Source organism: Sunxiuqinia sp. sy24, assembly GCF_052677165.1.
This window is the reverse complement of the sequence record NZ_JBQYLH010000003.1, coordinates 180665-199124: the sequence shown is the minus strand read 5'-3', so window position 1 is coordinate 199124 and position 18460 is coordinate 180665. Positions and strand designations below refer to the sequence as shown.

At 44.3% G+C, this 18460-nt stretch carries 14 protein-coding genes; 8 read left to right on the top strand and 6 right to left on the bottom strand.

All coding sequences use genetic code 11. The features are described from left to right. Positions 1–385: 385 nt before the first annotated feature. Positions 386–3106 (top strand): family 78 glycoside hydrolase catalytic domain, encoded by a 2721-nt coding sequence (locus ACUNWA_RS04485; protein WP_445590686.1) that lies wholly within the window; start codon positions 386–388, stop codon positions 3104–3106. A gap of 275 nt (positions 3107–3381) precedes the next feature. Here the strand turns inward: ACUNWA_RS04485 and ACUNWA_RS04480 are convergent, their stop codons facing one another. Continuing rightward, positions 3382–4113: a copper resistance protein NlpE N-terminal domain-containing protein gene (locus ACUNWA_RS04480; RefSeq protein ID WP_445590685.1), complete on the bottom strand. Its 732-nt coding sequence runs from the start codon at positions 4111–4113 to the stop codon at positions 3382–3384. Positions 4114–4371: 258 nt separating this feature from the next. On the opposite strand from ACUNWA_RS04480, the gene ACUNWA_RS04475 reads away from it, so the two are divergent. The 3 genes from ACUNWA_RS04475 to ACUNWA_RS04465 all read left to right on the top strand — a co-directional run bounded on the left by ACUNWA_RS04475 (position 4372) and on the right by ACUNWA_RS04465 (position 7316). Then, positions 4372–5577, top strand: coding sequence for a C1 family peptidase (locus tag ACUNWA_RS04475; RefSeq protein ID WP_445590684.1), 1206 nt, complete (start codon positions 4372–4374; stop codon positions 5575–5577). 213 nt (positions 5578–5790) lie between these two features. Then, positions 5791–6639: a hypothetical protein gene (locus ACUNWA_RS04470; protein WP_445590683.1), complete on the top strand. Its 849-nt coding sequence runs from the start codon at positions 5791–5793 to the stop codon at positions 6637–6639. Continuing rightward, positions 6624–7316, top strand: a complete 693-nt coding sequence (locus tag ACUNWA_RS04465) for a phosphatase PAP2 family protein (RefSeq protein ID WP_445590682.1) — start codon at positions 6624–6626, stop codon at positions 7314–7316. Before ACUNWA_RS04470 ends, ACUNWA_RS04465 begins: the two co-directional genes overlap by 16 nt. Positions 7317–7318: 2 nt before the next feature. Here the strand turns inward: ACUNWA_RS04465 and ACUNWA_RS04460 are convergent, their stop codons facing one another. The 5 genes from ACUNWA_RS04460 to ACUNWA_RS04440 all read right to left on the bottom strand — a co-directional run bounded on the left by ACUNWA_RS04460 (position 7319) and on the right by ACUNWA_RS04440 (position 13509). Beyond that, positions 7319–9352 (bottom strand): DUF4954 family protein, encoded by a 2034-nt coding sequence (locus tag ACUNWA_RS04460; protein WP_445590681.1) that lies wholly within the window; start codon positions 9350–9352, stop codon positions 7319–7321. A 12-nt stretch (positions 9353–9364) separates the two neighbouring features. Next, entirely contained in the window at positions 9365–10090 is a 726-nt protein-coding gene (locus ACUNWA_RS04455) for a class I SAM-dependent methyltransferase (RefSeq protein WP_445590680.1), read from the bottom strand. Positions 10091–10093: 3 nt separating this feature from the next. Continuing rightward, the gene (locus ACUNWA_RS04450; RefSeq protein ID WP_445590679.1) at positions 10094–10369 is read right to left on the bottom strand and encodes a hypothetical protein; all 276 of its coding nucleotides are present in this window, start codon (positions 10367–10369) and stop codon (positions 10094–10096) included. 167 nt (positions 10370–10536) lie between these two features. Further along, positions 10537–12006 carry an OmpP1/FadL family transporter gene (locus ACUNWA_RS04445; protein ID WP_445590678.1) on the bottom strand — a complete coding sequence of 490 codons (1470 nt, stop codon included), beginning with the start codon at positions 12004–12006 and terminating at the stop codon, positions 10537–10539. A 54-nt stretch (positions 12007–12060) separates the two neighbouring features. Beyond that, positions 12061–13509: a hypothetical protein gene (locus ACUNWA_RS04440; RefSeq protein ID WP_445590677.1), complete on the bottom strand. Its 1449-nt coding sequence runs from the start codon at positions 13507–13509 to the stop codon at positions 12061–12063. Between the two features lie 94 nt (positions 13510–13603). Between ACUNWA_RS04440 and proS the strand changes: the two genes are divergently transcribed. The 4 genes from proS to tilS all read left to right on the top strand — a co-directional run bounded on the left by proS (position 13604) and on the right by tilS (position 18413). Next, complete coding sequence (gene proS / locus ACUNWA_RS04435) at positions 13604–15079, top strand: proline--tRNA ligase (protein WP_445590676.1); 1476 nt, start codon at positions 13604–13606, stop codon at positions 15077–15079. Positions 15080–15154: 75 nt separating this feature from the next. Beyond that, a complete protein-coding gene (locus tag ACUNWA_RS04430; protein WP_445590675.1) occupies positions 15155–15859 on the top strand; it encodes a hypothetical protein in 705 nt (234 codons plus the stop codon). A 3-nt stretch (positions 15860–15862) separates the two neighbouring features. Beyond that, complete coding sequence (pepT, locus tag ACUNWA_RS04425; RefSeq protein WP_445590674.1) at positions 15863–17092, top strand: peptidase T; 1230 nt, start codon at positions 15863–15865, stop codon at positions 17090–17092. Then, positions 17082–18413: a tRNA lysidine(34) synthetase TilS gene (gene tilS / locus ACUNWA_RS04420; RefSeq protein WP_445590673.1), complete on the top strand. Its 1332-nt coding sequence runs from the start codon at positions 17082–17084 to the stop codon at positions 18411–18413. The genes pepT and tilS overlap by 11 nt, the downstream gene beginning before the upstream one ends. Positions 18414–18460: the final 47 nt, after the last annotated feature.

Genomic DNA, 18460 nt, shown 5'->3' with positions numbered 1-18460 from the left:
CAAGGAGAAATGGAGATTTGATTCAGCTGATGTTTTTATTTCTGAATCAGTTACTTCAAAGATCTGCTTGATACATTAAAAATAGTGAGTATTTCTTTAGCGAAAGCTGTAAATGGTAAATAAAGTTACTCTAGCCATGTTGAAGTTTTGCTCAGTGATATTGTTGACTTATGGGTAAGACATCTTCTTGGTCTTTTTTTTAGATGATTCGTTTGTTGTAGTTTTTGTGGAGAGGAGAATGCTTTTATGTTGAAGAATACATTTGAAAAGCAGGATGCTACCGGATAACTGTTAGCAAAAAACAAGCTAACTTTTGTACCTTGTGGCGAGACTATCTTTGAAAGACAATTAATATCAATCCCCAATGACCTAATTCTAAACCATTATGAGAAAAATAATTCTTCTGTTATTTATTCTTCAAATCAGTATTGTTTCTTTAGTTGCTCAAGTACAGGTTACCAGTCTGTTGGTCGAAAACAGGCAAGAACCTTTGGGTATAGATGATCCTAGGCCCCGTTTGAGTTGGCAGCTACTTGCAGACAAGCGGAATGTGATGCAAGCTGCTTATGAAATCAGAGTCAGCCCGGATGTAAAAGCTCTGAAGCAGGGCAAGAACTTAAGCTGGAACTCCGGCATTGTTCAGTCCGGTCAATCCGTATTGGTTCCTTATCAGGGGAGTGAATTGGCTCCGGTCACCCCATATTATTGGCAGGTACGGGTACGTGACAATAAGGGGAAGCTATCGAAATGGAGTGAACCTTCCTTTTTTGTGACTGGCCTTCAGCAAGCTGCCAATTGGCAGGCTCAGTGGATTCAGGTTGGTTTTAAAGAAGAAAAGAGTCGTCCTTCGCCCATGTTCCGGAAGGAATTCAATAGCGACAAAAAGCTTGTGCGAGCCTTGGCGCTTATAACAGCCAGAGGCGTTTACGAGGCTGAGATCAATGGACAAAAAGTTGGCGACCTTTGTTTGGCACCGGGATGGACTTCATACAACAAGCGCTTGCAGTATCAAACGTACGATGTGACTGAGTTGATAAACGAAGGGAGCAATGCTGTGGGCGTGACATTGGGGAATGGTTGGTACCGTGGAAATATCGGATTCGAAGGGCAGGTTGATGTTTATGGCGATGAACTAGCCTTGCTTTTCCAGCTGGAGCTGACGTATGATGATGGCTCAACAGCAGTGGTTTTGTCCGATGGTAGCTGGAAGTCATCGACTGGCCCCATTGTTTATTCCGAAATCTATCATGGCGAAATCTATGATGCGCGGCTGGAGCAAGAAGGCTGGTCTGAAGCCGGATTTAACGACAGCGCCTGGAGGGGCGTTGAGCTGAAGAATTATTCCAAAGATATTCTGGTAACCACCGAGAATGAACCCATCCGAAAGCAGGAAGTATTCCATCCGGTAGAAATACTAAAAACTCCGGAGGGGGATCAGGTCATCGATTTCGGACAGAATCTCGTGGGCTGGGTGCAAATGAAAGTGGCCGGAACGGCAGGCGACAAGATCACCATTACCCATACCGAGGTACTGGACAAGGACGGCAACTTTTATACCGAAAGCTTACGGTCGGCCAAGCAGCAAAACACCTTCATTTTAAAGGGGAAGGGCATAGAAGAATTTGAACCGCATTTTACCTGGAAAGGCTTTCGCTACATCAAAGTGGAAGGTTATCCGGGTGAATTAGAGACAGAGAATTTTACGGCCACAGCCCTTTATTCGGATATGGAACCAACCGGATCTTTTGAGTGTTCGGATGAGTTGGTCAACCAGTTGCAGCACAACATCCGGTGGGGGCAGCGAGGCAACTTTCTGGATGTGCCTACGGATTGTCCGCAGCGCGACGAGCGTTTGGGCTGGACGGGCGATGCACAGGCCTTTGCCCGTACGGCAAGTTTCAATTTCAGGGTGCACAGTTTCTTCGATAAATGGTTGAAAGATGTTGTTGCCGACCAGTATGAAAATGGCGGGGTACCTTTTGTTGTCCCTGATGTTTTAAACAACAGGCAGGTCAGCCCGGGATGGGCCGATGTAGCTACCATTGCTCCCTGGACCATCTACTTGGCTTATGGTGACAAGGAATTGTTGGAAGCTCAGTATGGAAGCATGAAAGCTTGGGTGGACTATATTCAGCATGTGAGCCGGAAGAATTTGTGGCGACCCAAGCATTCCTTTGGCGACTGGCTGTTTTATCGTCCTTTTGATGATAACTCGGGTATGTCGGCTGTTACAGACAAAAATTTAATTGCCCAGGCTTTCTATGCCCACTCCACTCAGTTGCTTATCCAGGCAGCTGAAGTGTTGGGGAAGCAGGACGATTTGAACGTTTATCAGGATTTGCTAGCGAAGATCAAGCATGCTTTTACGCAGGAGTACATGACACCCAAAGGAAAATTGGTTTCCGGTACGCAAACGGCTTATGTGTTGGCACTTCATTTCGATTTGTTGCCCGAAGAGCTTCGGGATCAGGCGGCAAAACGCCTGGTGGATAACATCCGGCTTTACAACACCCACCTGACCACCGGCTTTTTAGGAACGCCTTATCTGTGTCATGTGCTTTCTCGTTTTGGCTATACCGATGTGGCTTACGAATTGTTGATGCAAAAGACCTATCCATCGTGGCTCTACCCGGTGACCATGGGGGCCACCACCATTTGGGAGCGTTGGGATGGCATCAAGCCCGATGGCACTTTTCAAACACCGGGCATGAATTCGTTTAACCATTATGCTTACGGAGCTATTGGCGACTGGCTGTACCGGGTGGTTGCCGGTATCGATACAGAGGCTGACCAGCCGGGCTATAAAGCAATTCGGATTGAGCCGCAGCTTGGAGAACCATTAACCCATGCCAAAGCCGAACTGAAAACCTATTATGGTTCGGTTGTTTCGGGATGGAAAAAAGAGGCTGACAAGGTGAAGTTGCAGATTTCGGTGCCGGTTAATACAACAGCGATTGTGTCCATTCCTGCTTCAGGAGCAGCTGGCATTACGGAAGGAGGAAAACGACTTTCCGAATTAAAAGGAATAACGCTGGAGGGACAGGAAAACGGCCGGGTTTTGGTTCAAATAGGTTCAGGTGATTACCTGTTTGAATGGGCAAACTAGCCTAAACCAACAGGCGGGAAAACGAAAAACTGCCCTTGTTCTGATTGGGCAGCTCAAGGGCTACCCCAAAAATGTCCCGACTTTTTTCTGAAAACATCCTGATGTTTTTTGGAATCCCCCTTAAGCAGGAGGATTAACCCGAGTGTTTAGATCTGGAGTCATGCTGAATTGCTTTCATCCGTTCAGCTTATGTCAATTCACTGACCATCTGATGATGGCTCGTCGGGCATTTTTCAGCTTTTGCGCTGTTTCATGAGGCCGAAGTCCTGTTGTCCTTAGTTGGACGAAGCAGCATCACGCTGAAAAACCAGCTTGCCCGAAGCGTTTGACAGGGTCAGGCTTTGGTCGGCTTGTTCTACTTTCCAGTTTTCCTCGTTCAGGGTTTTTAAAAACTCATTTTCATATTGATCATCAGCACAGGCCATTTTTGTCGCCATAATCATCCCAAACTGAATGGACTTGTCCGTTAGCTCGAAGTTCCCACCAATGCGGTTGCACCCGCCAAATCCCGAAAACCGCTTAGCATCAAGCTGAAATTCGATATAGGGTGCACGGTCTCCTTCAACAGTGGTGCTATTCATCTGCGCCAGCACCCACTTCCCGCTCAGGTCTATCTGTTGAGCTGCATGGCTGGCTTTGTTCAGAATATACCAGTCGGCATAACCCGATTCAATGGGCTTGCCATGAATGTCAAGCATAACCAATTGGTCTTTTTTAATGAAAAACTGTTTCAATCCGGAGTTCTTGGGTTTATTTTTCAGGTGGAGAATGGTGTCGTTTACGATTTCAAACTTCCCGGAATCAAGAAAGGTTCCATCTTCCCTGTCCAGGTATGTAGAGCTTTCCGAATAGGTGCGGTCTTTATTTAATGAGAGCGAGTACTTAATTCCCGGGCAATCTGCGCAGGGGAGCTCTCCAACATAATTACCAACAGGCACCACTTGTTTTTTTACTGCGCAAGCTTGCATAAGTGCTAAAACAAGGATTAACCAATTTAATTTTTTCATCTTTTTTATAATTAGTAATTTTTTTGCTCTTCAATATTAGTAAGGGCATATGCTCCTAGTTGAAGAAACGATTGAAGGGCACAAAGGGTTTAATGAATTTTGTAGGTGCAAAACTAATAAAGAGCTTGCGTGATCGATTTTTCATCCCTTCTGAATTAACGATTATTAACATTGAGAAAGGGGGTTGGGCGTTTAACATTTGCTTAATAATTAACTATATTTGGCGAACGTTTATTGATGTATATTTTGAAATTTATTATGAATAATTTAAAGAAGCACTTGGTGCTGACATTGGTTGCCGTGTTATTTGCAGGGATGGTCAGCGCACAGGAAGAGGAGACGACGAAAGGCTACCAGTTTTCAACGATCAAAGAAATACCGATCACTTCAGTTAAAGACCAACATCGGTCGGGAACTTGTTGGTCTTTCTCGGGCTTGAGTTTTTTAGAGGCTGAAATGTTGCGCATCGGAAAACCTGAGGTGGATTTGGCTGAGATGTTTATAGTATGGCATACCTATGATGAAAAAAGTATGAAATATGTTCGCTTACATGGCAACTTAAATTTTTCAGCTGGAGGTGCATTTCACGATGTGACGAAGATTATTAAACGATATGGTATCGTACCGGAAGAAGTATATACTGGCCTGAATTATGGCGAACCGAAGCATGTACACGGCGAAATGGATCGTGTGTTGAAAAATCAGGTAGCAGGAATTATTGAAAATCCGAATAAAAAATTGAGCTCAGCATGGCGAGAATCTATTCGCGGAACGCTGGATTCTTACTTGGGCGAGATTCCAGCTAATTTTGAATATAAAGGATCAAGCTATACGCCTATGAGCTTTGTTTCAGATTATACTGGGTTGGATATGGACGATTATGTTGAAGTAAGTTCATACACGCATCATCCGTTTTATTCGAAGTTTATTATTGAAGTTCCGGACAACTGGATGTGGGATGAAGTGTACAATGTTCCATTGAATGAGTTTGAAGCAATTATTGATAATTCAATTGAAAATGGCTACACAGTGGCCTGGGCTGCCGATGTTAGTGAAAAAGGATTTAGCACGTCGAAAAAAGGTGTTGCGGTTGTTCCTGCAGCAGCTAAGCAGGAAATGAACGATGCCGAAATTGCCCGGTGGGAAAATATGTCGGAAAAGGAAAAGAACGATGAGTTGTATAGTCTGGAAAAACCGGGCTCTGAAAAGAATATTACCCAGGAAATTAGACAAGAGGCTTTTGATAATTACCAAACCACAGATGATCACGGAATGTTGATTGTTGGTACCGCCAAAGATCAAAATGGAACGGTTTATTACAAAGTGAAAAATTCGTGGGGGGAATACAATACTTATGATGGATTCTTCTACGCATCGAAACCCTATGTACGATACAAAACCATGAGCATCATGGTTCATAAGGATGCCATTCCAAAGAGCATTCGAAAGAAATTAAATCTGTAAAGATGAAAAGCTCCCAACACCATGGGAGTTTTTTTTATGTCTTTTGTTTGGCGATTCTTATCTTTGGCTGTTCGTTTGCTCCGGAATGAGCAAGCTGCCTGAAAGTAACGCTTAAGCATTTCCGGTACAAACATCAAAGGAATTAGAAACGAATCAGAACACGGCGACCAATTGATGAAGCGATGTTTACTTTTTATATTGACCTGTTTTTTCATGGGGAGTGTTCATGCGCAGGAGGATTGGTCGTGGTGGAATGAAACGCATGGATGGGAACCGGGCATGCCGGGCTGGCGGAGTTTTCTGACCATCAGCCCGGGGTATTTGGGGCCCAACGCCTTGCCTGTGCCGCAGTTGGCAAAAGGGATTTTGGAAGAGAGCAAGAGCTTTTCCCTGAGTTCCGATTTTCATTTCCAAACTGGTGATCATACGCAAAATATGGCGGGGCGCTTTTATTATCCGTTTTCCGAACGGATTGCCATCGAGTTGTATGGCGTGCTGGTTGAACATTATTCCATGTCGGATGCCGTTCGGGATGAGCGGGCGGCGCGCGACCGCGATGGCGGAGGTGTGGCTACAGGCGATTTGTATTTTTCGACCTTGATTCAGCTGGTAAAAGGAAAAGCTTTTCCAAACACGGTGCTGCGAATGACGGGCAAAACAGCTTCGGGACGGCGTTACGATGCCGCGCGTTATACCGATAGTCCGGGGTATTATTTTGATCTTAGCTCTTCAAAAGAAATTCCGTTTCCGGGCGATCATTGGCAAGCACTTCCGTTTGCGTCAGTAGGGTTTTACTCCTGGCAAACAAACGATATGGACAACCTGCAAAACGATGCCTTGCTGTATGGCGGGGGCGTGGAGCTGAATAATAATGAGTGGACGTTATCGAACAGCTTGAGTGGATACTCAGGCTATAAAAATGAACGAGATAAGCCTATGGTTTATACGTTGACAGTGAAGCGGGATTTTAAAAAAAACGCGGTTCAGTTTCAATACATCTGTGGGATACACGATTGGCAATATCAAACGATTAAATTGGCTTATTCATGGCAATGGAAATAAAACAAGTTTTTAGTAAACTATATAAAAGTAAGGGGTTTACCGGATTTGTATATGCTTATGGCATATTTCTGATTCTCGGAATCATTGTTTTTTTAACAACCAAGCATGGCGATGTTGTTTTGTTTATTAATCGGTATTCCCGAATTGAGTGGGACGGCTTTGTTGAGTTCCTGACCGACTTGGGGCTGGGAACATACGTGGCCGGAGCGATGGTCGCCTTGCTGTTCTGGAAAATTCGCTATGGCCTAACCGGCCTGGTAACACTTGGGCTGGTGGGAATCTTTACCAACTTGCTGAAAAAAGGGGTGTTTGATGAGCGGATGCGCCCGTTTAATTACTTTTATTACGATGATTTCCATCGGTTTATCTATACGGTTGAGCTGAACTATCATTACAGCTTTCCATCGGGGCACACCATGACCATTTTTGCGGCCATGAGCCTGCTGGCTTATTTTGCCGGGAAAAGATGGGCTGGGTTGTTCTTTTTTATGACGGCCTTAGTCATCGGCTTCTCGCGCATCTACCTGTTACAGCATTTCTTCCTGGATGTGTATGTTGGCTCGTTCGTAGGTGTTATTTGTACGGTGTTGGCTTTGGTTATATTGAATGGATTGCTTCGCCTCGACCGTTTTGCTTGGTTTGAAAAGCCAATCTATAGTTTTCGCCAGAGGAACTAGAATCAGGATTCGGTATTTGCTTTTAAAGAGTCATCCGGGCTGCTTATTGTTTGACTAAGTTGCTCGATGACACGTTGGCCTAAAGCTGATTTTCGGTTGATATGATTGCGTGTTTCCTTCACAAAATCATTGCTTTCGAATTTCCCGCGTACATTTTCAAAATCCAATTGTTTCGTTTTTTGATCTCCATCCGTGCCGAATCCGGTCATCGATTCGAGACGGAATTCTTTTTTAGCATCCAGATAAAGCATCTTATCAATTTCGACGACACTTTGAAGCCATTCTTTGATGATTTGGATGATTTCTTCTACAGACATTTCTGCAAGGGGTTTCTCTAAATAGTTGGCGATAAAATCTACTGTCCAGTTCCATTCGTAGTCGTAATAATTATCATGCAGAGAATAGAAAATGGCTTCAATTTGCTTGAGCTGATTGATGGTGCCATTCTCAACGCCATTCAAAAGCGCAGATATTGATCGCTTAGGTGCAATCAATCCTGCCAGGTCGATCCAGCTTCCTTTTCCAATTTCCGAATCGGGTGTTAAGCATGACTGCACATCTTGACGTGTTTCCAGCCTACAGGAATTTAATCGGGTGATGATGGAATTCCCAATGAATTTCATGATGGCCATGTGGTACAACTCAATCCCCCGAATTAGCGCATGACGTTTTATTTTGGTGTTGTTGTAGGAGTAAACCTCGGTTGTTTCGCCCGAAATGCGCTGAATTTCTTTGAGCTTTCGGATTCCTTTGTCCATTTTATGAATGGTAAACGGACTTAGTAAGTTGAAGTTTACGTGATCCATTTTAACCGGGTCTGTTCGTTTATCGCGTCTGGGCCATTTCAAGGCATCCCGGATTGTGCCCACACTTTTCAGGTTAATGCCGGGAGCCAACCAACTTTCATCTTCGTGTTCGATGAGGTAGGAAAATGGCATGTCAGAGGTGTCTGAGTTTTTGTAGTGGCGCCCCATAACCAGCGTAAAGGCTCCAATCTTTGCAGGCCAAAGGAGGTACGAATCGCTGGTTGTTTTTGAGCCACGTTCCACAATTCCATGATGAATTGGACCCAACTTGTACATGTGGTTGCTCTGGTTGGAGCCACTGCCTGCATTGCTGAAAGAAAACATGCCGGCAATAAGTAAGGTTGACTTGTGGTGGGTGACGGTATAAGGACCGGCAAACAGCGAGCAGGCTTCACCATGAAAACCCTGGCAGTTGGCAAAGAACAGCGAATTTTCTGCTGAATATTGCGTTCCCAGTTTACAGCCTTGACCGATAAAACATTTGTTGATAACGGCACCATCAGTGATTTGCGAGCCGGAAGAAATGATGAAATCTTTTATAATCACTTCATGTCCAAATTCTACCGGAGCCTCAATGGTACTGTTGATGGATCCGTTTTCCAGTTTACTGGCACCGTCAATAAGTGTGTGTGGACCAATTTTTACATTTTTTATTTCGCGGCAATTGCAAATTTTAGAATGATGCCCAATCATACCTCGGTCTGATTGGATTGTATGCGTATAGTCTTCGATCAGCTTTTCTAACTGTTTGTTAAAAGTACGGCGGTGTTTGTAAAAAGCGAGCATGTAGGCTAATTGAGCAGAAAGCTGATCGTAAATCATGACTTTTCGTCCACCGGTTTCGTCTAAAACCGAAACTTGCAGGCCATTGCCAAAACTCGAAGGTCCATCTACAGCCAGCAGATCGGTGTTGTCAATAACAACATGGTCTTCGATGTCGTAATTGGCGATGTAGTTCTTAACCTGGTTCACAAACAAATTATCGCCTAAGGAACAATTGTGAAAATGCGCATAGTAAAGTCCACAAGGCTTTTCAACCTGTCCGAAAAAAATCATTGATTCGTTGAAAACACCGAGTTGGTTTTTGCCAGTGAAATGGCAGTTTTTGATCCGCATGGGGTCGAATCCATCCTTAACGGTAATGTTATTCCAATTGTCGGCGCTTGTGTGGTTCTTTTCTAGTTGCTGAATTTCTTCTTTTGTTAATGGGCGGTAAGTTGTGTTTGTCATCGTCGAGTTGTTTTAAAACGTGATCTGAGCAAGGTAGTCAAAGTGGTCACCTTTGAAAATTTGCTTCACCTGAAGGTTGTTTTGGCTAACCTTTTCTTTCAGTAAATCGGGATCAACATAAAGCCAGGGGAATTTACGGCCTTTTTGGTTTTTATATTCCGTTTGAAACGTTAATTCTCCGTAATATTTATCAGCAGCCAGATCAATCATGGCTGAGCCATCGTCATCGGTATACAGAAATATAAGGTCGGATGAATCGATCAAAATCTGTCCCTCAGGATGGAGCAATTCGGCTAGCTTTTTGAGCAGCAGATCCAATCGGCTTAAGGTTCCGGCAATACCGGCTCCATTCATCAATAGGAGAATCGTATCGAATTGTTGTTGGGGAAGTTGAAAGAAATCCTGGTGGAGGACGTTTGCTATTCCCCGGTCATTCATGACTTTACAGCATAGCTCCGATTGTTCGAGTGCTGTTACCTGATGCCCCTGATCTTGCAAATACAGGGCGTGACTTCCGCTACAGGCACCCACGTCTAAGATGCGGCCGCTGGCCAATTGAAGCGCTTTTTGTTCCAGTTGAGGCATTTGCTTGTAACTACGGAAAAAATAGGAGGGGAGCACCTCGTCGGGATCAAAATCATCGGCATGGATAATTATGGGCGAATCGTCACGGTGATAGTGATAATTGAAGACACCCAGCGAAATGGGGTCTTCTTCAGAATAAATTAGTGGAGTCATGGCTTATTTTAAAAGAGATAATTCGGGCTCAAATTTAAAACAAGTTTCGTGTTTCTGCGAATAAATGTAGAAACCTTCGAATTCTCCTTCTCCAATAATGAAAATTTTTAAGTCAGGATAGTCTTTCGAGATTTGTTTGACTTCGTCCAGGTTGATGTTTTCTTTTTGAAGCCATTGCGAGGTGCTGACTTCTCCTAAGCGAAGACGTATTCCTGATATATCAGCTTGTTTAAGGCATTCAAGCGATTGGTGATAGTTTATTTCTTTGAAATTGGCCATCTTTTTTGTTTGGATGAGTAAATCAATTTACGACATTTTCCTTTTTCAAGGGTAAAATGGCTTAAATTTCTTATTAACAATTTTTTTGGGAATTGATAATCGGAGGTTGAAAGATGCAATAAACGCCGGGGATTCCGGCGTTTATTGCATGTCCTATGTTTTTTCTTTTAGAATCTAAATCCTAAAGTCATCATCAATTGTTCTCTGGTGATTTCAAACTTGGCTAAATCTGATCCACTGTAGACTTCGGCGTAGTTTTTATCTAAGCCATGCTTGTAGGCAACATCCAGAAAGAAACCACCCTGACGGAAACCTAAGCCTCCCGAAATAGTCGATGAAAGGGCATCCGACGTGTCCATGTTTGCCGATTGGTAGTTGCTGCGGATAGGGCTGGGGTAATGTTCGTAGCCTGCTCGTAAGCTAAATGCGTTGGATAAGCGATATTCGGCTCCAACGTGCAGGTTGCCCACTGCTTTGTAGGCGTCTTTGATTTCCTTGTTCTCATCAAAGAAGTTGTACCCGTCACCACCATCGTCTAATTTGATGGTTGAGTAATCAACATATTCATAGTCTACGCTTACAATAGCTGATTTGCCGATGACATAAGCCGCGCTGAAAATCGCTTTCATGGGCGTGGTCAAATCGTAGTCGTAGTCACCCAATGGAGATAGGGCTTCAAAGTTTTCTGAACCATCATCAAAGGTGATGTATGAATACATGGCATTATCATAGCTGTCGTGCAAGCGATAAAAGGTTGGGGTATGGAAAGCCAAGCCTAAACGCAAGGCATCGGTTGGCTTATAAATAGCACCTAGTTTAATGTTGAACCCGGTTCCTGTTGTATATAAAAAGGAGTTAAAGGTATAATCATTGAAATAGGGGATGTTATTATTTACATCGTTTTCAAAAAGACTGGTTGTTTCTTTGAATTCGACATTATGAATTCCAACGGTGGCTCCCACGTAAAACCGGTGATTGAAATTAGCTGCCATCGAAAGCAGGAATTCATCGATATGTCCTTTCTGTGTAAAGGATTTACGCTGCGATTGCCCATAGCCTGCATCCGCAATATCATTGAAATAGACATCATTGTCTTCATCATAAATTAACAAGTCTGTATCCCAGGCGAGCTCCTCGTAATAATCACTCCAAACATTATTATTGGCGTTAGCTGTGAAATCGTCGAGCAAGCTTGAATTCGCATTTTGGGCTTCAATCATTCGTTTCATGTTGAAGTTGTTCAGGCGATTGTAGCCTACGCCAAAACTAAGACCAACCACAGAGCCTCCCAAGTTTTGGTTACTCCCGAAAGTGCTGACATAGCCTACATTGGGTAGTCCAATGGTATATTTTGAATCGTTGGTCGCTTGATTCAAATAATTGGCATCAACTGTTGTTTTTCCAAAGGAGGGCGTAAGGACAAACTCATTACTTCGGTAAATTCCCAAACCTGCCGGGTTAATGCTGGCTGAAGAAAAATCTCCACCCAAGGCACCAAAGGCATTTCCCATGGCAGCTGAACGTGCGGTTCCTTGTATCCGATAATCTGAATAACGTAAACCATCAACTAAGTTTTGTCCCATTGCTGTTGTGCCAAATAAGAGCAAGCCAGCGAGTATATATTGAATTTTTTTCATGACTGAATAAAATTAGATAAACACTTCTATTTATAATCGTATAGGTCCATTAAATTAACGTCTTCCACTACCACTTGAGCGCGATGAACTCGAAGAACTACTGCGGCTTCCACTGCTGCTGCTGCTGCTGCTGCTGCTGCTGCTGCTGCGTGAAGGGCTGCTGTAACTGCTACTCCGCGAGGAACTTCCGTTTGATCGGTAGCTGCTATTGCTGCTACTCCGGCTCGGACTTGTTGGCCGGTACGTTGAGGTACTGGTCTTGCTTGATCCTTTGCTGTATGAAGAACTTGAGCGGTATGATTTCTGAGTGGTGCTGGAGCTACTTTTAGGTGTACTGTACGTTCTTCTCGAACTGCTACTGGTATTTGGTTTGCTGTAAGTAGACGTTCTAGGCTTAACGTAATTGCTACTGTTGTAGCTTGAGCGAGTTACCGTACGTGGCTTGCTATAACTTGGCGTATAAGCTCTTTGTTGAGTTGTTGTCGATTTATTTTGATAAGTCCGCTGATTGGTTGGCGATTTTCTCACGGCGTTGGTTGAAGAACCAGCTGTTGAAACACTTCTTCTGCCGGATGAACTTACCTGTCCTGATGTTGTTCTGCGTTTTTCGATAACAGTCGCACTTTTGGTGGTGTTGGCACTCGTTGTTGTGCGTCTGCCACTGTTGCTAACTGCTGACGAAGTTGACCTGCGTGAACTTCCTAAGTCTTGCGTAGAACTGCTTTTTAGTCTCGAACTTCCACTTGTTGAAAGCCGGGTTCCGGACGATGAGCCTCCTCCACGAGCAACATTGCTGTATGAAGAGCGGCGGTGCCCGTAATCATATCGATCCGAATTGTAGAAACCTCCGTGTCCCCAGTTGCCACCATATCCGTTATGGTAGTAGGAGCCTCCCCACGAGTAGTAAGGACTATGCCAGTTGTATCCCCAAGAATAATAGGGGCTGTACCAACCTATGCTCCAAGGGTTATAGTAGCCGTAGTAACCACCGTAATATCCTCCGTAATAGAACGAATCATAGTACCAAGGATCGTAAAAAAACGGATCATACATAAACCTGCTGGAGTAATAAGATCCATAAAAATACGGACGGTGAAAACGATTAATCCGGTAAGTGAAATCGAGATCATCCGCATCGTAATAATTGTTGATCACATAATCAATATCGCCATCATTTTCGTACATGGCTGTATCCGATCCCATTAACTCCATGTTTTCCATGTCGTAAACGAGTCCATCTTCGTATTGGGCGTCATCCTCGAAAATATAATTTTTCAGGACTCTTGAACCGTCTTCATTTTCTTTCAGTTCAGTAACGACCTGTTGCCTTGAAACAACTTGCGCATTACGATCATTGGTGGCTGGTGCTTCAACAATTGCGGGAGGCGGAACATCACCTGGTGTAAAGTAGATGTCATCGTACCTGTCGGTTACGTATGTCCCGGTGGTACACGCACCCAATAAAAGTGCTAATGCCGAGAGAAGTGTAACTTTTGCTTTCATAACTAGACCTCCTGTATCTTTAAAAATAAATGATTTACTTTGTAGCTTCAAAATTCAATACAAAAGAAGCAAATACCATACCAAAACAAAAGATATGGCTAAAGAATTAACTTCAAGAGGTGAAAATTATTCACAATGGTACAACGAACTGGTTGTAAAGGCTGATTTGGCCGAGAATTCTGCGGTTCGGGGGTGCATGGTTATCAAGCCTTATGGCTATGCCATCTGGGAGAAAATGCAAGCTGAACTGGACCGGATGTTTAAAGAAACGGGTCATGTCAATGCTTATTTCCCCTTGTTCATTCCGAAATCGTTTTTTAGTAAAGAAGCTGCTCATGTTGAGGGCTTCGCCAAAGAGTGTGCCGTAGTTACGCATTACCGGTTAAAAAATGATCCGGATGGCAAAGGAGTGGTTGTTGATCCAGACGCTAAGCTGGAAGAGGAGCTGATTGTTCGGCCTACTTCAGAGACTATTATTTGGAACACTTACAAAAACTGGATTCAGTCGTACCGCGACCTGCCAATTTTGTGTAATCAGTGGGCCAATGTGGTGCGTTGGGAAATGCGTACGCGTCTGTTTTTGCGCACGGCTGAGTTCTTGTGGCAGGAAGGGCATACCGCTCATGCTACCAAAGATGAAGCTTTGAAAGAGACCGAAACAATGGTTAATGTTTATGGCGAGTTTGCCGAGAACTTCATGGCGCTTCCTGTCATTAAAGGGGCTAAGTCGGCAAATGAACGTTTTGCGGGTGCTCTGGAAACCTACACAATTGAAGCCTTGATGCAAGATGGTAAGGCTTTGCAGTCGGGAACGTCGCACTTTTTAGGTCAGAATTTTGCGAAAGCATTCGATGTTAAATTTGCGAATCGTGATGGGAAGGATGACTATGTTTGGGCTACGAGCTGGGGCGTTTCAACTCGTTTGATGGGGGCTTTGGTTATGGCGCACTCCGATGATAAAGGATTGGTGTTACCTCCTAAATTGGCTCCTTTTCAGGTCGTTATTGTTCCTATTTATCGTAAAGAAGAGCAGCTGGCTGAAATTACTGAGAAAGTAGACGAGATTATTGCGAAACTGAAGGCTAAAGGGGTCTCGGTTAAATATGATAGTCTGGACACGAAGAAGCCAGGCTGGAAATTCGCTGAATACGAATTGAAAGGTGTTCCGGTACGTTTGGCTCTTGGCCCACGCGACCTGGAGAATGGCACGGTGGAAGTGGCGCGTCGTGATACCTTGACAAAAGAGGTGGTTGGTCTGGAAAACATCGATCAGTATGTGGCTGATTTGTTGGATGAGATTCAGCAGAATATTTTCCAGAAAGCCTTTGATTACCGTACCACGCATACCACTCCGGTGGATAGCTATGATGAGTTTAAAGAAGTGCTGACGACTAAAGGTGGTTTTGTCCTGGCTCATTGGGATGGTACTCCGGAAACGGAACAAAAGATTAAGGAAGAAACCAAGGCGACGATTCGTTGCATTCCGTTTGACGGAGAAAAAGAAGAAGGAAAATGTATTTACTCAGGTCAACCTTCTTCTCAGCGCGTATTATTTGCCTTAGCGTATTAGATTTTTCGTAAATCATGATAAAAGGAAGCAGTCAGTCTTGGCTGCTTTTCTTATTTTTAGAGAAAATCTAAAGCGATGCCAAAATCTAGAGCGAAGCCAAAACCTACCGGGAATGATCAAAACTACGAACTGATTGTAGCCAAGTCGAATGTCAAACAATTGGCGCAGGCGAATACGCTTAAGTCCTTCAATGTGCTGAAAGACGTGTTGAAAGAATTGGTTGAAGAGTTTCGGTCAGCATTGCAGAATAAAGTCTCTGCCGAAGTTTTGCCGGTGTATATTGAAAAAGGGCCTTTTGAAGCTGAATTTAAGTTGGCCGGCGACTTGCTGGTGTTTAGTATGCACTCCAATGTCTTCGTGTTTAACCGCGAACACCCAATCTGGAAAGTAGACTATGTGAAAAAAGAACCGCTAAACTCCTATTGCGGTATTATTCATATTTACAACTTTCTGTCCGACTCTTTTAAATACAACAGGCTACAGGATTTGGGTTACCTCATTGCCCGGATTTTTATCAACCAGGAGAATCACTTTTTCGTGGAAGGGAAAAGACAATCTGGCGAGTTGGTGAAAGACTTTGGCAGCGATGTGGCAACCAAAGAGGTTTTCAGGCAGATTTTAAGAACAGCCATTAAATACGCGGTTGATTTCGATTTGCTGGTACCGCCTTACGATCAGGTGAAAATAGCCTCGGTAGAGCAGATGAAAGATGAAATCAGCCATTCAAAAATAATAACCGGCAAGCGTGTTGGTTTTAAGTTTAACTCAGATGATATTTAAGATATGGAAAAAGTAATTGACCGATTTATGCGGTATGCCAAAGAGTATACCACCTCAGATCCACAAAGTAAAACCTTCCCCAGTACAGCTCGTCAGCATGATTTTGCCGACAAACTGGTTGAAGAGTTAAACTCAATAGGGATGGAAGATGTGGAGAAAGATTCCAACGGCTATGTTACGGCAACGCTTCCGGCCAATACTGAGCAGGCGTGCCCGGTGGTGGGCTTTGTGGCTCACATGGATACCAGCCCCGATTTTTCGGGTGAAAAGGTCAACCCACAAATTCGCAAGTACGAAGGGGGCAACATTCCTTTGAATGAAAAGGTGAAGTTGTCGCCTGAGCAGTTCCCCGACATGCTCAATTATGTGGGGCAGGAGATTATTACTTCCGATGGAAACACCTTGCTGGGCGCTGATGATAAGGCTGGTGTGGCCGAGATTATGACGGCGATGGATTACCTGATTCAAAATCCGGAGGTGAAGCATGGAAAAATAAGGGTGTGTTTTACCCCCGACGAGGAAATTGGTAAAGGAGCCGATCATTTTGATGTGGAGAAATTTGGAGCCCAATTTGCGTACACTCTCGATGGTGGTGAAATTGGTGAGTTGGAATACGAAAACTTCAATGCTGCCATGGCAACGGTTGTTGTGAATGGACGGAGTGTCCATCCCGGAGCAGCGAAAAATAAAATGATCAATGCCATTGTTTTGGGAAACCAGTTTTTGAGTATGTTGCCTCCCCAGGAACGTCCGGAGCACACCGAGAAGAAAGAGGGATTCTTTCATTGTGTCGACTTTAAGGGAGGGGTGGATCATACCAGCCTGACCCTGATTGTCCGGGATCATGACATGAGCCTGTTTGAAAAGCGGAAGAGCTTGGTGACAAAGGCTTGCGAATACCTTAACCAGCAGTATGGCGAAGGAACGGTAAATCTTGAAATGGTGGACCAGTATTACAACATGCGCGAAAAAGTTGAGCCGGTAAAATATGTGGTTGACTTAGCCGAAGAAGCCATGCGCGAATTGGGCATCACTCCTCGCATAAAACCCATCCGCGGAGGTACCGATGGCGCGCGTTTGTCCTATATGGGATTGCCTTGTCCCAATATTTTTGCTGGCGGTCATAATTTCCACGGACCTTATGAATATGTACCCACCAAGTCGATGATTAAAGCGGTTGAGGTGATCATCCGGATTGCTGAAAAAGTAGTAAAACTGGGTGATGCTTCCTAAGCTTGAAAATTATATCGCCACCGAGCATTTACTGCTGCCGACCGACCGACTGGTGTTGGCCGTTAGCGGTGGGTGCGACTCAGTGGTTATGCTTGATTTGTTTCGGCAAATGAAGCATGACTTTGTGGTGGCGCATTGCAATTTTAAGTTACGTGGAGCCGAGTCGGATGGTGACGAAGTGTTTATGCGTGACTACTGCGGTGAGTACGGCATCGAGTTGTATGTAAAAACCTTTGAAACGCGGGAGTTTGCTTTGCAGGAGGGCATCTCGATTGAGATGGCTGCGCGCGAGCTGCGTTACCAGTGGTTTTATGAATTGCTGGACTCGCTGACATACGATTATGTGCTGACAGCGCACCATCAGGATGACTTGGTGGAAACCCTGCTGATAAACTTGAGCCGGGGAACCGGGATTCGTGGCTTGTCGGGGATTCACCCCAAAAAAGAGCGACTGGTTCGTCCCTTGTTGTTTGCTTCGCGCGAGCAGATTAACAGCTACGCCGCTGAACACAAACTGCCTTATCGCGAAGATTCGTCGAACCAGGAATTTGTACACCAACGTAATTTGATTCGACACAAGATTTTGCCTTTGTTTGAGGAAATAAACCCAGCTTTTAAAGCCAATGCGGCCAGGACAGCTGCTATACTGAAAGAAACAGAGCAGGTTTATCAAGCCAAAGTAGAAGATGAAAAAGCGGGCTTTGTTACCCGGCAGGGCGGTCAGTTGCTTCTCGATATTTCCTACTTGCAGCAATCGCCTTTTGCCGAAACCTTGCTATTTGAAATGCTGCATCCCTTTGGATTTAATGCTGGACAAGCCAAAGAAATTTGCCAGGCTTTAAAAGCTGAAGCCGGGAAAGTGTTTTATTCTGAAACACACCGACTGGTGAAAGACCGAGCGGTTTTTATCCTCAGCCCAAAAGCAACGGACGGGTTAAAGCGTTTTTACATCGAAGCCGACTGTCTGGAAATAGCCGAGCCCTTGGCCATTCAGATTCAAACACTGGCACGGGATGAGCATTTTCAGTTCTCGCAAAACCCGGCCGTGGCCGATCTGGATTTTGACTTGCTGGAATTTCCGTTGGTCTTGAAAAAGTGGGAGCAGGGCGAATATTTTCAACCCTTGGGCATGAATGGCTTTAAAAAGTTGAGTGACTTTTTTATCGATCAGAAATTTTCTATTCCTGAAAAGGAGAATTGCTGGATTTTGTATAGTGCCGGCAAGGTGGTCTGGATTGTGGGTCACCGAATAGACAACCGCTTTAAAATTGCGAACGACACCCAGCATGTTTATCGCATACGAATGACTTCCAAAAAATAACGAATTGAGCGCAAATTTACCTATGATTTGCGCTTTCTACGGCCCCT

Coding starts and splice junctions, on each gene's coding strand:
- ACUNWA_RS04485 (WP_445590686.1), top strand. CDS start 386: ATGAGAAAAATAATTCTTCTGTTATTTATTCTTCAAATCAGTATTGTT.
- ACUNWA_RS04480 (WP_445590685.1), bottom strand. CDS start 4,113: ATGAAAAAATTAAATTGGTTAATCCTTGTTTTAGCACTTATGCAAGCT.
- ACUNWA_RS04475 (WP_445590684.1), top strand. CDS start 4,372: ATGAATAATTTAAAGAAGCACTTGGTGCTGACATTGGTTGCCGTGTTA.
- ACUNWA_RS04470 (WP_445590683.1), top strand. CDS start 5,791: ATGGGGAGTGTTCATGCGCAGGAGGATTGGTCGTGGTGGAATGAAACG.
- ACUNWA_RS04465 (WP_445590682.1), top strand. CDS start 6,624: ATGGCAATGGAAATAAAACAAGTTTTTAGTAAACTATATAAAAGTAAG.
- ACUNWA_RS04460 (WP_445590681.1), bottom strand. CDS start 9,352: ATGACAAACACAACTTACCGCCCATTAACAAAAGAAGAAATTCAGCAA.
- ACUNWA_RS04455 (WP_445590680.1), bottom strand. CDS start 10,090: ATGACTCCACTAATTTATTCTGAAGAAGACCCCATTTCGCTGGGTGTC.
- ACUNWA_RS04450 (WP_445590679.1), bottom strand. CDS start 10,369: ATGGCCAATTTCAAAGAAATAAACTATCACCAATCGCTTGAATGCCTT.
- ACUNWA_RS04445 (WP_445590678.1), bottom strand. CDS start 12,006: ATGAAAAAAATTCAATATATACTCGCTGGCTTGCTCTTATTTGGCACA.
- ACUNWA_RS04440 (WP_445590677.1), bottom strand. CDS start 13,509: ATGAAAGCAAAAGTTACACTTCTCTCGGCATTAGCACTTTTATTGGGT.
- proS (WP_445590676.1), top strand. CDS start 13,604: ATGGCTAAAGAATTAACTTCAAGAGGTGAAAATTATTCACAATGGTAC.
- ACUNWA_RS04430 (WP_445590675.1), top strand. CDS start 15,155: ATGCCAAAATCTAGAGCGAAGCCAAAACCTACCGGGAATGATCAAAAC.
- pepT (WP_445590674.1), top strand. CDS start 15,863: ATGGAAAAAGTAATTGACCGATTTATGCGGTATGCCAAAGAGTATACC.
- tilS (WP_445590673.1), top strand. CDS start 17,082: ATGCTTCCTAAGCTTGAAAATTATATCGCCACCGAGCATTTACTGCTG.